A 14,428-nucleotide genomic window follows, 5' to 3' on the forward strand; every position below is an offset into this window, starting at 1 on the left:
CTTCTCCGAAGAACCAGGTTCCATCTTCGGTGAAAATGGCACTATGATTAATGTCCAGTTTTCAAATAGTGGACTGCACATGTCATCACGTCGTTTTGGTAGCCAGTCTCTGGTTCGCCTGTTAGGGCACTGGCAGCAAGCCTCTTCCCGTACCCCGCTGTGGCGCCAGCTGGCTGACGCGTTACGCCTGTTAATTCTGGATGGCAGGCTGGCGTTAAACACGCGCCTGCCCGGAGAGCGGGAACTGGCCGCCGCTCTGAGCGTAAGCCGCACCACCATCAGCAGCGCGCTGGCACATCTGCGGGAAGAGGGTTATCTGGAGAGCCGTCACGGCAGCGGTTCGCGGGCGATCCTGCCAGACAGCCGCGCCGTGCCCACGCTTTCTACTGCCAGCGCGGCGCTGGATCTCTCAACCGCCGCACTCAACGCGGGACCAGAGATCCACCAGGCCTACGCCCACGCGCTGACGGCCATCACGCCGAATCTGGCGCTGACCGGGTACGATCAGCTTGGGCTTCCGGCGCTGCGTGAAGCTATCGCCGCCCGCTACACCGCACGCGGTCTGCCCACCCGGGCAGACGAAGTGATGGTAGTGAACGGCGCCGTCAGCGGCTTCGCCCTGATCTTAAGAATGATGACCGGTCCCGGGGATCGCGTGGTGGTGGATCATCCCACCTACCCGCTGGCGATAGCCGCTATTCAGGGGGCGCTATGCCGGCCCGTGGGCGTTTCGCTGCCTGAAACGGGCTGGGATACCGACGGTTTTGCCGCAACGCTTGCCCAGACCGCCCCGCGTCTGGCCTATCTGATGCCGGATTTTCATAATCCGACCGGACGTTGCATGGATGCCGTGACGCGCCAGACCATAACCGACATCGCCGCGCAGACCCGCACCACGCTGGTGGTGGATGAAACCATGGTCGATCTCTGGTTCGATGTTCCCCCGCCGCCGCCGCTGGCCGCCTTTAACCCGGAGGCCACGGTGATGACGCTGGGTTCCGCAGGTAAAAGCTTCTGGGGTGGGCTGCGTCTCGGCTGGATCCGCGCCTCGTCACGCACTATCGCCACCCTCGCGCAAACGCGCGACACGCTGGATCTGGGCTCTCCGGTGCTGGAACAGCTGGCCACGCTGTGGCTTATCGAAAACAGTGCAACCTTCCTGCCTGCCCGGCGGCAAATGCTGGCAGAACGGCGCGACCGCTGCGGCCAGATGCTGCGGGAACATTTCCCCGAATGGCGGTTTCAGGAAGCGGAGGGAGGGCTTTCATACTGGATTGAATTACCCGGCATGCTGGCGACACAGCTGGCGGCACGCGCCGAAACGACAGGCATCATTATGGGCACCGGCACGCGTTTTGGACTATCAGGCGCGTTTGACCGCTACCTGCGTATGCCCTTCTCACTCAGTTCACCAGAACTTGAAGAGGCATTATTGCGGATCAAACCGCTGTGGCGTGCATTAAATAAAAGTGTAGCGCCAGTAAAACGGAGCCTGGTGTAAATTATTCGCCAGAAACAATAAAAACTGCTGACTGTATCGCATGCAGTCAGCAGTTTTCATGAAGAACAACTTAATGTTGAGGTGGAATCGGGAAGCCTTTCAGCGAAATAATGAAATTATCCCCTTCTTTCTTTATTTTTGCACCGGTATCACACCAGTCAGACGCAATACGAAAGAACTCATCACTTCCTACATTCCAGCCAAGACGAACATGTTTCACGTAGCCGGAACGTAACAGATTGCAGGCCTCGTTGTAGTCACTGGCAGTCGATAGTTGTTGTTTCATTTTCTCTTCTTCAGAAGTTTACGTAGTGCTTTGATTTCTTTAGGAGTAAATGGAGTTACGCTCTCTTCTTCCGTATGCTGATTATCAACATCCTCTTCCGATACTCCCGCCTCTTCTACTGCTTCAAATGCCAGCAGCAGCAGTTTCTCTGTGGTCACGCTTAAATTCTCATTATTGTCTTCCGCATAGTGGCGAAGTCTTTCTTTTAGCGCTTCATCAATTTTAACGTTTAAAACCGCAGTAACCATGATTGTCACATCCTTTCGGAACACGTGTTTAATTTAATACACGAAGATAAGTTTGTTATCCAGATATATATTTTTTAGCTTATGGCAGAATAAAGGCATCGAAAAATAAAATGACAGTCTATTATTACAGGTTTATGACATTATTATTTCAGTTAAATGAAGTCTGTATTACACGCCAGGATAGCAGAATCGGTAAAGCAACCGTTGGACAGCTACGGACTGTTGACGCTGGGTTTACCATTAGCGGTGGCGCAGGCTAGGCTGGCGATCGGCAAAGCGGCCTTTGACGGACTAAAGATATCCTGATCGCTGCTCTGTTTGTAGTAACATTGTCGGCATGTGACGCATTCTGACTCTTAATATTGTTCCGGATGACACAGGAGCAGTATGCAATTTGAACTTTTTTGTTACCTAGTGGAAATATGATGCGCTTGTTGGAACTGGCTGATCAGCATAGAAAAGAAGCGAATAAGCTGTTAAATCCAAAGACAAAATCTGCACTCGGTCAGTTTATGACCCCGGCTCCGATTTGTCTGTTCATGGCAAGCCTGTTTGACGACATAAAAGGTGACATCAAGCTACTCGATCCAGGCTGCGGAGTGGGGTCGCTCTCTGCAGCGTTCGTAGAACGAGCGTTGCGCCTTGATGTCGACAAGATGGAGCTCGACGCCATCGACATTGCAGAAGTGATGCTTCCGTATCTTAGCAAGACACTGAACGCCTGTGATGAGGCTGCAAATGGAAAATTAACCCATAAAATTAGTAAGGTAGATTACATACTTGAGGCAAGTCTGGCTAAAAATATTTCGACCAGTGAAGAGCCAGGGACTTATAGCCATGTGATTATGAATCCCCCTTATAAAAAAATTCTCTCGTCGAGCGCTCACCGGGCCTCTTTACGCAATGCAGGCATAGAAACGGTCAACCTATACTCTGGGTTTGTGGCGTTAGCTTTGAAACAGCTGAAAAAGGGAGGAGAGTTAGTGGCAATTATTCCACGCTCTTTCTGTAATGGCCCTTACTATCAGCCTTTCCGTGAGCATTTACTCTCTGAAACGTCCATCAAGCACATCCACATTTTCGACTCCCGTAATGCGGCATTTGCTGAGGATGAAGTGCTTCAAGAAAATATCATCATTCACTGTGTTAAAGGCGTTCCGCAGGGGCAGGTTATTATCACCTCCAGCCCAACGTCAGATTTTCATCTTGATGAAGAATCCGGGCAAATCACGGCCACCGATATGACGCAGCGCAAGGTGTCGATAGACAAAATAGTTAACCCAGCAGACAAACAAAAGTTCATTCATATCGCTGCAAGTCCCAGAGAACAGGACATAATCGAGAGATTATCCCCTTTTACAACAACTCTGGACGAGCTTAATGTTCAGGTTAGTACTGGGCCGGTAGTTGACTTTCGCCTTAAAAATGACCTCAGAGAAAGAATGGATTCCGGGTCAGTGCCGCTACTTTTTCCTCAGCATTTGAACGGCAAAGTGAATTGGCCCCTTGATGGGAAAAAGCCTAATGCAATTAGGGTTTCCGAATCATCACGTCCCTGGTTATGGAAAAACCAGGGCTACTTCCTGATTTTAAAAAGATTTAGCAGCAAAGAGGAAAAGCGTCGCATTGTCGCAACATTATATGACTCCTCACTTCCTGGCGAGTTGATCGGTTTCGATAATAAAACCAATGTCTTCCATATTCAGAAGAAGGGTATGGATGCGGATCTCGCCCGCGGGCTTTATGTCTATCTGAACTGCACTTTGCTGGATAAGTATTACCGTCAGTTTGGTGGGCATACTCAGGTAAATGCCTCTGATTTAAGATCAATTCATTATCCATCAATGCAAGTATTGCGAAAAATGGGTAGTGAGTTCGATGATGAAGTGCTTAAACAGAACCAAATTGACGATATTATTAACAGGGAGTTAGATCTTATGACGAAAGGAAAAATCGCTGACCCGTTGAAAGCACAGGAAAAAATAGAGCAAGCTCTTGATGTGTTGCGTCAACTTGGAATGCCTCGTGCTCAAATAAACGAGCGTTCGGCTTTAACTTTGCTCGCATTGCTTGATCTTCATCCTGATGGCGAGTGGGAGAAAATTGAACGCCCAATGTTGGGTGTGACACCGATCATGGATTGGTGTAGAGACGTTTACGGAAAAGAGTACGCCCCAAACACGCGTGAAACCTTTCGTCGACAAACGCTCCATCAGTTTTGTGATGGCGGAATAGCTATATACAATCCGGATAAACCCGAACGCCCCGTTAACTCCCCTAAAGCTTGCTATCAGATAGCGCCTGAACTGCATACCGTGTTATTAAACTATGGTTCTGCCAAATGGGAAACAGCGCTTAAAGAACATATGGGCAACGTACCGACCTTAGTTGAGCAGTATGCCATGGCGCGAAAAATGGAAATGGTGCCATTAAAGCTGAATGACGGTACTGAATTAGAATTAAGCCCCGGTGCGCATAGCCAGCTCATCAAGGATATCATCGTTGAGTTTGGTCCTCGTTTCGCTCCTGAAGCAGAAGTTATTTACATCGGAGATACTGGCGCGAAGGAAGATCATTTTAGAAAAGACCGACTTGCGGAACTGGGAGTAAATGTTGATCGAAAAGGTAAACTGCCCGATGTTGTTCTTTATTGGCAAAAACGCAACTGGTTACTTTTAATTGAATCAGTTACTTCCCACGGGCCCGTCGATGGAAAGCGTCACGGTGAGTTAGCAAAATTATTTGCTTCTGCTAAACCCGGATTGGTATACGTTACAGCCTTCCCTGACCGGAAAGTGATGGCAAAATATCTGATGGAATTATCCTGGGAAACAGAGGTCTGGGTAGCTGATGCTCCAACCCATATGATCCACCTGAACGGCGATCGATTCCTTGGACCCCATACTTAAACCGAAAACGTCATCTTCGATTAAGGGAGCCGGATATAATCGGCTCTATATCAGAATGATTGTTGGCAAAGAGATGAGGTTTTAAGCTATACGACTTAGCGTAAGCACAAATGGGTGGGGGCCCTGCCAGCTACATCCCGGCACCCACGTCGTCTGCCCTGGCTGCTTCCTTCCGGACCTGACCTGGTGAACAGAGTAGCGTTGCGGGAGAACCAACAGAGCCCCCATTGAGAGCGTTGATAACCAACGCGCTGGCGCATTATCCCTGTGGAGCACCTCAATTGCAAGCCGCTGGCAACCGGATGCTGGATTATTGCGCAAACTGCCCCGACAATCTTCTTTATCTTCGTATAACATTACCCTTCGCTGATTTCCCGCAGGAGAAACAATGGACGAACATGACACTTTCCCACAGCGAGTGTGGCAAATCGTGGCTTCGATTCCGGAAGGCTGTGTCACGACCTATGGGGAAGTCGCCCGGCTGGCGGGTTCTCCGCGCGCGGCGCGTCAGGTAGGCGGCGTGCTGAGGAGGCTACCGGAAGGAAGCACGTTACCGTGGCACCGGGTCGTCAATCGCCATGGCGCCATTTCCCTCACCGGGCCAGACTTGCAGCGCCAGCGTCAGGCTTTACTTTCAGAAGGGGTGCAGGTGTCCGGGGCAGGACAAATTGATATGCAGAAGTATCGCTGGGAGTACTGACGCCCTCTCCCGTCAACATGGAGAGGGCGAGAGAGAATTACAGCTGTGTTGGCGGTGTAGGCAGAGTCGGCTGATTGGTCTGCGTTGCAACGGGCACTTCAGTTTGCTGCACCGGTACCAGGGTCAGGTCGATTTTGGTGCCGCCTTTGTTAACCGCTTCCTGCACGGTATCGGTGATAAAGACCAGCTTATCGTTGATCGTTACCGCCGCGCTCAGGAGGATACGCGCATTGGGTTGCACGTCAGACGGGTTGTACGGCAGCACAAAGCTGAACGGCGCCTGTTTACCCTCTGTACGAACCGCGCGCTGCGCAAGCACTTTAGACGGCGCATCAGCCAGGGAAGCATCAGACAGCGTGACCGTTAAAACCGCATCCGGCGGCAGCGCAACCTTCTGTTTGATCCAGATCGTACCGGAAACATTTGGCTGCTGAATAGCTTGCTGTGAAAGGGTGTTAATCCCGTTTGCGCTTGCTGTTGGCACCGGTACATCGGCACTCTTACCAGCACAGGCGGACAACGCTACCGCAATTGCTACACCACTGAGCATAGGCACGAGTTTCATTGAAGTCTCCTTATCATCAATGCACCAGCGGGATCGATCCCATCTGATGTCGTTTTATTCACACAACGAATACAAGTGTGGCACAAATCACGGATTTATGCCTAATTTCGTCCGGATATTAAGATTATTCTACCCATCGGACCACTTTCATTTCTGGGTTATACTCAGCGTATCTTTCGCTACGGCGTTTATTGAGGACCACTATGAGTCAGGCACTGAACAATCTGCTGACATTACTGAACCTGGAAAAAATAGAAGAAGGGCTATTTCGCGGACAGAGCGAGGATTTAGGCTTACGCCAGGTTTTTGGCGGCCAGGTCGTGGGGCAAGCGCTGTATGCCGCCAGGGAGACCGTCCCGGCAGACCGTCTGGTGCACTCGTTTCACAGCTATTTTTTACGCCCCGGTGACAGCGCTAAACCGATTGTTTACGACGTGGAAGTTCTGCGTGACGGTCAAAGCTTCAGCGCCCGTCGCGTGGCGGCCATCCAGCATGGCAAACCCATCTTCTACATGACCGCCTCGTTCCAGGCGCCAGAGCCGGGCTATGAGCATCAAAAAAAGATGCCGTCTGCCCCGTCGCCTGACGATCTGAAATCGGAAACCGAAATTGCCCGCGCTCTCGCGCATCTGCTGCCGCCGCAGGTAAAAGAGAAGTTTCTGTGCGATAAACCGCTGGAGATCCGCCCGGTCGAATTTCATAACCCAATGAAGGGGCATACCGCTGAGCCCGCCCGTCAGGTGTGGATCCGCGCCAACGGCAGCGTACCCGCAGATTTACGCGTGCATCAGTACCTGCTGGGGTATGCGTCGGATTTCAACTTCCTGCCGGTTGCGCTACAGCCGCACGGTGTGGGCTTCCTCGAAAAAGGGATGCAGGTAGCCACAATTGACCATTCCATGTGGTTCCACCGTCCATTCGATATGAATGAATGGCTGCTTTACAGCGTGGAAAGTACCTCTGCGTCCAGCGCGCGCGGCTTTGTACGCGGGGAGTTTTACACTCAGGATGGCGTGCTGGTGGCTTCTACCGTGCAGGAAGGTGTGATGCGTAATCGCGGGTGATGTTATAAGCCCGGTGGAGCTGCGCTCACCGGGCCTGCAAATTGTGCTTTTTCAGGCCGGGTAAGGCGAAGCCGCCGCCCGGCAAAGCAATCAAATTATGCGTTATAGGCATTCTCGCCGTGGCTGTTGACGTCCAGGCCTTCGCGCTCCTGCTCTTCCGGCACGCGCAGCCCAACGGTCATATCAGCCAGCTTGTAACCGATAAAGGCCACAACACCGGACCAGACAACGGTGATCGCGATGCTTTCCAGCTGTACCAGCACCTGATGCATCATGGTCACGCCTTCTGCGTAACCCACACCGCCCAGAGATTGGGCAGCAAAGATACCGGTCATGATACAGCCGACGATGCCGCACACACCGTGTACGCCGAATACATCACACGGATCGTCAACGCGCAGAACACGTTTCAGTGCGGTAACGCCCCACAGCCCCGCCAGTCCTGCGACGATACCGATCAGCAGCGCACCGCCCACGCCCACGTAACCGCACGCTGGCGTAATACCTACCAGACCGGCAATCGCCCCGGAACAGGCACCCAGCAGCGATGGCTTGCCGCGAACGGCCCACTCGCCAAATACCCATGAGAGGATAGCGCCGGCGGTTGCCACAACGGTATTCACGAAGGCCAGCGCGGCGATTTCGTTAGCGGCGCTGGCTGAACCTGCGTTGAAGCCGAACCAGCCAAAATAGAGGATGGCGGTGCCGGTAAAGACCATCGGCAGATTGTGCGGCTTAAATGCTTCCTTCCCGAAGCCCACGCGCTTACCAATCAGGTATGCGCCTACCAGACCTGCTACCGCGGCGTTGATGTGCACAACGGTACCGCCCGCAAAGTCCAGCGCGCCATGGGAAGCCAACAGACCACCTCCCCAGACCATATGCGCAATCGGGATATAGGAGAGCGTCAGCCAGACCACCACGAAAATCAGTACCGCAGAGAAGCGGATACGCTCAGCCAGCGCGCCCACAATCAGCCCCACGGTGATGCAGGCGAATGAGCCCTGGAACGCGACATGAATATACTGATAAAAACTGCCCATCACCGCGGTCAGTTCGATATTTTTCAGCATCGCCCAGTTAACGTTGCCGAAGAAGGCGTTGCCCTCCCCGAAGGCCAGCGAGTAACCGTAAACCACCCACAGCACGCACACCAGCGCGAACGTGACGGCAACCTGCGTCAGCATGGAGAGTACGTTCTTGCCGCGGATCAGGCCGCCGTAAAACAGCGCGATCCCCGGAATCGTCATGAACAGCACCAGCGCGGTGCAAATCATCATAAAGGCGTTATCGGCTTTGTCTGCCACAGCAGGTGCAGCCATTGCCAGGCCCGGCAGCAGTGCCAGCGAACCCAGACCTGTTTTCATTGTTGCTTTCTTCATTTTCTCGATCCCTATCACTGTGTGCCAGGAGTTACTTACAACGCCGCTTCGTCAGATTCGCCGGTACGGATGCGAATGACGCGCTGTAGTTCGGCAACGAAAATTTTGCCGTCGCCAATTTTTCCGGTGTAGGCTGCTTTGCTGACGACATCAATCACCTCATCAAGCTGATCGTCGGCAATCGCCACATCAATCTTCACTTTTGGCAGGAAGTTAACGCTGTATTCCGCCCCGCGATAAAGCTCGGCATGACCTTTCTGACGCCCAAAGCCTTTCACTTCGGTGACAGTCAGTCCCTGAATACCCATGGAAGACAGCGCTTCACGCACGTCTTCGAGTTTGAATGGTTTGATTACCACCGTAACCAGCTTCATATATCCCCTCCAGTCAGAATTCGGTAATGGCCGCAGCTAACACGAAAGGGATATTGCAAAGGGTGTGCCAGAAGTGAAAGGTGAGGAGGAAAGCGCCGCGGCGCGGATGCGCCGGGAAGAGGCGAAAAAAAACGCACCATGGCAGTGCAGGGTGCGTTTCAGTTTTGCACCAACGGTTAAGTCTGTTAGCGCATTGCCTTGTTATGGTGCATCAGGCGCTGAGTGACTCTTCCTCGCGCGCGCTGGCGGCCAGTTCGTCGCCTGCCAGCTGCAACTGATACATCTGCCAGTAGCGTCCTTTTGCCTCAAGCAGCGCTCTGTGCGTCCCCCGTTCAACGGCCTGGCCACGGTGCAGCACCAGAATGGTATCGGCATCGACGATGGTTGAGAGGCGGTGGGCGATTACCACCAGCGTAGTGCGATCCCGCACGGCAGCCAGCGCCTGCTGGATCGCCTGCTCGGTACCGGAGTCAATGCTTGCGGTCGCTTCATCCAGAATTAACACCTGCGGCGTCTCAATCAGCACGCGCGCCAGCGCAAGAAGTTGCTTTTGCCCGACCGAGAGATTATTGCCCTGCTCACCCAGCCGGGTATGGATCCCCTCGCTTAACCCGCGCGCCAGATCCGCAAGCTGTACCGTTTCCAGCACCTCCCATACCTGCTCAGGCGTGAAAGGTCGTCCCAGCGTCACGTTGGCATAAAAGGTATCCGCCAGTACCACCGGATCCTGCTGCACCATCGCGACGCCCTTACGTAACGCGTTGTGGCTAAGCGCGGCAAGCGGCCGTCCGTCCAGACGGATCTCCCCCTGCGTCAACGGATAGTAGCCCATCAGCAAACTGGCGAGCGTGCTTTTGCCGCTACCGGTATGCCCAACCAGGGCGACAAAACCGCGCGACGGTACCTCGAGGTTAATATCCTGCAAGACAAGCTGGTCGTCGCGGTAGGCAAACGAGACATGATCAAACGCTATGGATCCACTTTCCAGCGGGCGTTCGTCATCGCCATAGGTCTGACGCGGCCTGTCCATCAGCTCGAATACACGTTCGCCCGCGACCACTGCCTGTTGCAGCATCGATTGCTGCGTGGTGAGTTCAATCAGCGGTTCGTTAAGGCGTCCAAGGTAGCTGATAAATGCGTACAGTACCCCCACCTCGATGGTTCCGCGCGTCGTCAGGCCAAACAGCATCAACAGCCCGCACAGCACCAGCGCAGAGAAGAGGCTCAGCAGCGGGCGTAACAGGAAGCCATCCAGCCGTAACGTCTGCATCCGCGCCATATAGTGCGAGCGGCTGGCTTCTCCCATTCGCTCACCAAAACGCGCCTGCTGGCGAAACTGCTGGATAACGCTCATGCCGTTGATCACTTCGTTGAAGCCATCATTGATATCTGCGAGGTAAGCGCGCACGCGACGAACAATCGGCGTGCTGTAGCGCTGGTAAATTACCATCACAATCAGCACCGCCGGGAAAATAGCGATCGCCACCAGCGCCATACGCCAGTCCAGGCTGAACATCGCCACCAGCATCGCGCCAATTAACGCGGCACTGCGCAGAACCGTTGCGACAACGGTTACATAGAGGTCGCGGATCACCTCGGTGTCATTGGTGACGCGCGAAATAACCTGTCCGACCGGCTGGGTATCAAACTCGCTCAGCGGCTGGCGCAGCGCGGCATCCATCACATCCGTGCGTAGCTGCTGGACCACGCCCACGGCGGCCCGGTTAAACAGCAGCGACTGCGCATAGTGCAGCCCCGCCGCCGTCAGCTGTAGGCCGACATACGCCACGCCCAGCCCCGCCACCAGCCCCAGCGGCAGATAGTTTTTCGCCACCATATTGTCGATGAAATAGCTGATAAGCAGCGGACCGGTCACCTCCGCAATCGCGGCGATCCACAGCAACAGCACGGCGATGGAAAGCGGTTTGCGCCACGGCGAGCCATAGGTCAGCAGCCGTTTTAACGTCGGCCACATCTGTCCAAACTTACGCATCGGCGACCTCCTCATCCAGCGCGGCTTCAAGCTGTTGATAGCGGTACATATCCCGATACCATCCGGTCTGCGCGGCGAGCTGCTCATGCTGACCACGCTGAGCAATATGCCCGTGCTGAAGCACCAGAATTTCACTGGCTTCGGTAAGGGCCGACAGACGGTGCGCGCTGATGATGACCGTGCGCCCCTCTCCCCACTGGCGAAGGTTATGCAAAATTTGATGTTCAGTACGCCCGTCAACCGCGGACAGCGCATCATCCAGTATCAGGATCTCAGCGTCCAGCAGCAGCGCGCGGGCAATAGAGATACGCTGTTTTTGTCCGCCGGAGAGCATAACGCCCCGCTCTCCCACTTCCGTGTCGTAGCCCTGCGGCAGGCGCAGAATATCCTCGTGGACGCTGGCCAGACGCGCCACGTGCTCGATCTGGTCCTGTGTCGCCGTCGGACACCCGAGCGCGATATTGTTGGCAATGGTGTCTGAAAACAAAAACGGCGTCTGGCTGACGACCGCCAGGCGGCTGCGCCAGTCATCCAGCAGCAGACGTGGCAGAGGGACGTCGTGGAAACGGATATCGCCTTCGCTCACGTCAAAATGGCGCTGAATCAGTGACAGAATGGTGCTTTTACCGGAACCCGTCGGGCCACAGATGCCCAGCATCTGACCAGGACGCAGCGTGAAACTGACGTTCTCAAGCACCGGATGTTCCGTTTGCGGGTAGATAAAGGCGCGGATATCAGCCTTGAGAATACCCGGACCTTCCGGCACCGGCTCGCTGCCATCGTTCACGACCGGCACTTCCGCCAGCATGGCGCGGATACGGCTGTAAGCGGCGCTCCCGCGTTCAACGATATTAAACATCCAGGCCAGCGCCAGCATCGGCCAGATCATCAGCCCAAGGTACATCGCAAAGCTGGTTAACTGCCCGAGGGTCATCGTGCCTTGCACCACCATCCAGCTGCCGCCGCCCACTGCCAGCAGGTTCGCCATGCCAATCGCAATATAAATTGTCGGATCGAAACGGGCATCAATACGCGCCACGCGCATGTTTTTCGCGCCGGTATCGGCGGCGTCGGCGGCAAACAGCGCGGACTGGCGGTCTTCCAGACCAAACGCTTTGATCATGCGGATGCTGGTCATGCTCTCCTGGGTGCGATCGTTCAGCGACGAGAACGCCGCCTGCGCCAGCTTAAAGCGTTCATGGAGCTGCTCGCCGTAGCGGTTAATTGCCAGCGCCATCAGCGGCATCGGCAGCAGCGCCAGCAGCGTGAGCTCCCAGCTAATTTGCGTAGACATCACAATCAGTACCGCACAGCCCATCACCAGGGAATCCACCAGCGTTAGCACCCCTTCACCGGCGGCAAACACCACGCGGTCTACATCGTTAGTGGCGCGGGCGATGAGATCCCCGGTACGGTGACGCAGATAAAACTCAGGGTGCTGGCGGCTCAGCTGGCGGTAAAAGTCCTCGCGCAGCTCAACGGCAAGCTGATAGGACGCGCCGAACAGCAGCACGCGCCAGACATAACGCAGCAGGTAAACCACCACGGCCGTCAGCACCAGCGTACCGCCCCACATCATCACCCGTGCGGCGGTGTAATGTTGTTCCGTAACGCCATCCACGACGTAACCCACCACTTTGGGCGGGATCAGTTGCAGAATGGCAATGATAATAAGCAGGGCCACCGCGCCGAGGTAGCGTTGCCACTCCCGACGAAAGTACCAGCTTAATTGGGCAAATAATCGCACGCGGTCTTTTCCTGAAGGTATTTTAAGAAGTTATTCAATGGGTAACGCTGTGGTGTATTTAATCTGTTCCATGGCGAAACTGGAGGTGACATCGGACAAGCCTGGTACGCTATTGACCAGCCGCTTGTAGAAATCATCGTAGCGCTTCATGTCTGCCACCTGAACGCGCATCAGATAGTCGTATTCCCCCGCCATGCGCCAGAAGCCGAGCACTTCGGGCATGTCGGAAACCTGGGTGACGAAGCGGCAGTACCATTCGCTACTGTGATGCTGCGTTTTTATCAGGACGAAGGCGGTCAGTCCAAGCCCCAGTTTTTCGGGATCCAGCAACGCCACGCGTCCCAGCAGAATGCCATCATCTTCCAGCTTCTTGAGGCGCTTCCAGCACGGTGTGGTGGTCAGATTAACGGCATCTGCCAGCGCCTGCAAAGAGAGGGTGCAGTCGCTTTGCAGCAAAGAAAGCAGCTTACGATCAATTTTATCTAACATAGCCACCTCGAAGAGAAAATTATTCTCCTTACATTCTATTTTAAAGGTCAGATAGCAACAATTTTTTCTGTGCTTTTCGCTATGCTGGGCACAAAATGACAAACGGATAACTACGATGAATAGCACCTGGGTTAAACATGCCATCAGCGAAATAAATGCCGACTATCAGCGCTCGGCAGACACCCACTTGATCCGCCTGCCTCTGCCTGGATTTCCCGGCATTCAGCTTTACCTGAAGGATGAAAGCACCCATCCTACCGGCAGCCTGAAGCATCGCCTGGCGCGTTCACTCTTTTTATACGGTTTATGTAACGGCTGGATCAAAGAAGGCACCACGATTATTGAATCGTCGTCCGGATCAACTGCCGTCTCCGAAGCCTACTTTGCCCGCCTGCTGGGCCTCCCGTTTATCGCCGTGATGCCCTCCTGCACGGCGAAACGTAAAGTCGAACAGATCGAATTTTACGGCGGACGCTGCCACTTTGTGGAAAGCGCCTGCGAAATCTATGCGGCCTCCGAAATGCTGGCCCGCGAGCTGAATGGTCACTATATGGATCAGTTTACCTTCGCCGAGCGCGCCACCGACTGGCGCGGCAATAATAACATTGCGGACAGCATTTTCCGCCAGATGACCCACGAGCCGCATCCTGTTCCCTCTTACATTGTCATGAGCGCGGGCACGGGCGGAACCTCCGCCACCATCGGACGTTATATCCGCTGTCAGGGTTATGATACGCAGCTGATGGTGGTTGACCCGCAAAACTCGGTGTTCCTCGATTACTGGCAATCCCGCGATGCCAGCCTGCGCAGCCCCGTGGGGAGCAAGATCGAAGGGATTGGTCGCCCGCGCGTCGAACCCTCGTTCATTCCGGACGTTGTGGATGAGATGCTCCGCGTGCCGGACGCCGCCAGCGTCGCGACGGCGCACTGGCTGGAGACACAGCTTGGCCGTAAAGTCGGGGCTTCCACCGGCACCAATATGTGGGGCGCGCTACAGCTGGCCGCGAGGATGCGCGAAGAAGGCCGTACCGGCTCTGTCGTCACGCTGCTGTGTGACAGCGGGGAGCGCTACCTGGACACCTATTACAACGCAGAATGGGTGCAGGCAACTATTGGCGATGTAGAACCGTGGAAAGCGCAGATTTCGCAGCTGGTGAAATAAAAAAAAGC

13 protein-coding genes and 1 other RNA gene are annotated in these 14,428 nt (G+C 54.5%); 5 read left to right on the forward strand and 9 right to left on the reverse strand.

All coding sequences use genetic code 11. The features are described 5' to 3' along the window. Positions 1 to 79: 79 nt before the first annotated feature. Positions 80 to 1,501: a PLP-dependent aminotransferase family protein gene (locus INF61_RS09185; protein ID WP_047718600.1), complete on the forward strand. Its 1,422-nt coding sequence runs from the start codon at positions 80 to 82 to the stop codon at positions 1,499 to 1,501. 70 nt (positions 1,502 to 1,571) lie between these two features. On the opposite strand, the gene INF61_RS09190 is transcribed toward INF61_RS09185, so the two are convergent. Together INF61_RS09190 and INF61_RS09195 are read right to left on the reverse strand one after the other, a co-directional pair. Further along, complete coding sequence (locus INF61_RS09190; RefSeq protein WP_015571263.1) at positions 1,572 to 1,787, reverse strand: hypothetical protein; 216 nt, start codon at positions 1,785 to 1,787, stop codon at positions 1,572 to 1,574. Continuing rightward, the gene (locus INF61_RS09195; RefSeq protein ID WP_006809862.1) at positions 1,784 to 2,035 is read right to left on the reverse strand and encodes a hypothetical protein; all 252 of its coding nucleotides are present in this window, start codon (positions 2,033 to 2,035) and stop codon (positions 1,784 to 1,786) included. The genes INF61_RS09190 and INF61_RS09195 overlap by 4 nt, the downstream gene beginning before the upstream one ends. 422 nt (positions 2,036 to 2,457) lie before the next feature. Here INF61_RS09195 and INF61_RS09200 point away from each other — a divergent pair, with 422 nt between their 5' ends. Then, positions 2,458 to 4,944: a BsuBI/PstI family type II restriction endonuclease gene (locus tag INF61_RS09200; protein ID WP_227413467.1), complete on the forward strand. Its 2,487-nt coding sequence runs from the start codon at positions 2,458 to 2,460 to the stop codon at positions 4,942 to 4,944. 121 nt (positions 4,945 to 5,065) lie between these two features. Here the strand turns inward: INF61_RS09200 and ffs are convergent. Then, positions 5,066 to 5,162, reverse strand: an RNA gene (gene ffs / locus INF61_RS09205) — signal recognition particle sRNA small type. Positions 5,163 to 5,332: 170 nt separating this feature from the next. Here ffs and INF61_RS09210 point away from each other — a divergent pair. Continuing rightward, positions 5,333 to 5,644: an MGMT family protein gene (locus INF61_RS09210; protein ID WP_003859016.1), complete on the forward strand. Its 312-nt coding sequence runs from the start codon at positions 5,333 to 5,335 to the stop codon at positions 5,642 to 5,644. A gap of 37 nt (positions 5,645 to 5,681) precedes the next feature. Here the strand turns inward: INF61_RS09210 and INF61_RS09215 are convergent, their stop codons facing one another. Further along, positions 5,682 to 6,209 carry a YbaY family lipoprotein gene (locus INF61_RS09215; RefSeq protein WP_023296032.1) on the reverse strand — a complete coding sequence of 176 codons (528 nt, stop codon included), beginning with the start codon at positions 6,207 to 6,209 and terminating at the stop codon, positions 5,682 to 5,684. A 203-nt stretch (positions 6,210 to 6,412) separates the two neighbouring features. On the opposite strand from INF61_RS09215, the gene tesB reads away from it, so the two are divergent. Next, a complete protein-coding gene (gene tesB / locus INF61_RS09220; protein ID WP_039271549.1) occupies positions 6,413 to 7,273 on the forward strand; it encodes an acyl-CoA thioesterase II in 861 nt (286 codons plus the stop codon). 95 nt (positions 7,274 to 7,368) lie between these two features. Here the strand turns inward: tesB and amtB are convergent, their stop codons facing one another. The 5 genes from amtB to INF61_RS09245 all read right to left on the reverse strand — a co-directional run bounded on the left by amtB (position 7,369) and on the right by INF61_RS09245 (position 13,258). Beyond that, positions 7,369 to 8,655, reverse strand: a complete 1,287-nt coding sequence (amtB, locus tag INF61_RS09225) for an ammonium transporter AmtB (RefSeq protein ID WP_015571265.1) — start codon at positions 8,653 to 8,655, stop codon at positions 7,369 to 7,371. Between the two features lie 35 nt (positions 8,656 to 8,690). Further along, the gene (glnK, locus tag INF61_RS09230; protein WP_006809867.1) at positions 8,691 to 9,029 is read right to left on the reverse strand and encodes a P-II family nitrogen regulator; all 339 of its coding nucleotides are present in this window, start codon (positions 9,027 to 9,029) and stop codon (positions 8,691 to 8,693) included. Between the two features lie 211 nt (positions 9,030 to 9,240). After that, the gene (locus INF61_RS09235; protein ID WP_193547716.1) at positions 9,241 to 11,022 is read right to left on the reverse strand and encodes a SmdB family multidrug efflux ABC transporter permease/ATP-binding protein; all 1,782 of its coding nucleotides are present in this window, start codon (positions 11,020 to 11,022) and stop codon (positions 9,241 to 9,243) included. Further along, positions 11,015 to 12,769, reverse strand: coding sequence for a SmdA family multidrug ABC transporter permease/ATP-binding protein (locus tag INF61_RS09240; protein WP_033486672.1), 1,755 nt, complete (start codon positions 12,767 to 12,769; stop codon positions 11,015 to 11,017). The genes INF61_RS09235 and INF61_RS09240 overlap by 8 nt, the downstream gene beginning before the upstream one ends. Positions 12,770 to 12,799: 30 nt before the next feature. After that, positions 12,800 to 13,258, reverse strand: a complete 459-nt coding sequence (locus tag INF61_RS09245; protein WP_015571267.1) for an Lrp/AsnC family transcriptional regulator — start codon at positions 13,256 to 13,258, stop codon at positions 12,800 to 12,802. 115 nt (positions 13,259 to 13,373) lie between these two features. Between INF61_RS09245 and INF61_RS09250 the strand changes: the two genes are divergently transcribed. Then, positions 13,374 to 14,420 carry a PLP-dependent cysteine synthase family protein gene (locus INF61_RS09250; RefSeq protein WP_017383196.1) on the forward strand — a complete coding sequence of 349 codons (1,047 nt, stop codon included), beginning with the start codon at positions 13,374 to 13,376 and terminating at the stop codon, positions 14,418 to 14,420. Positions 14,421 to 14,428 lie beyond the last annotated feature (8 nt).

It is taken from the genome of Enterobacter cloacae complex sp. P18RS, from assembly GCF_014982105.1.
Classification (GTDB): domain Bacteria; phylum Pseudomonadota; class Gammaproteobacteria; order Enterobacterales; family Enterobacteriaceae; genus Enterobacter; species Enterobacter hormaechei_C.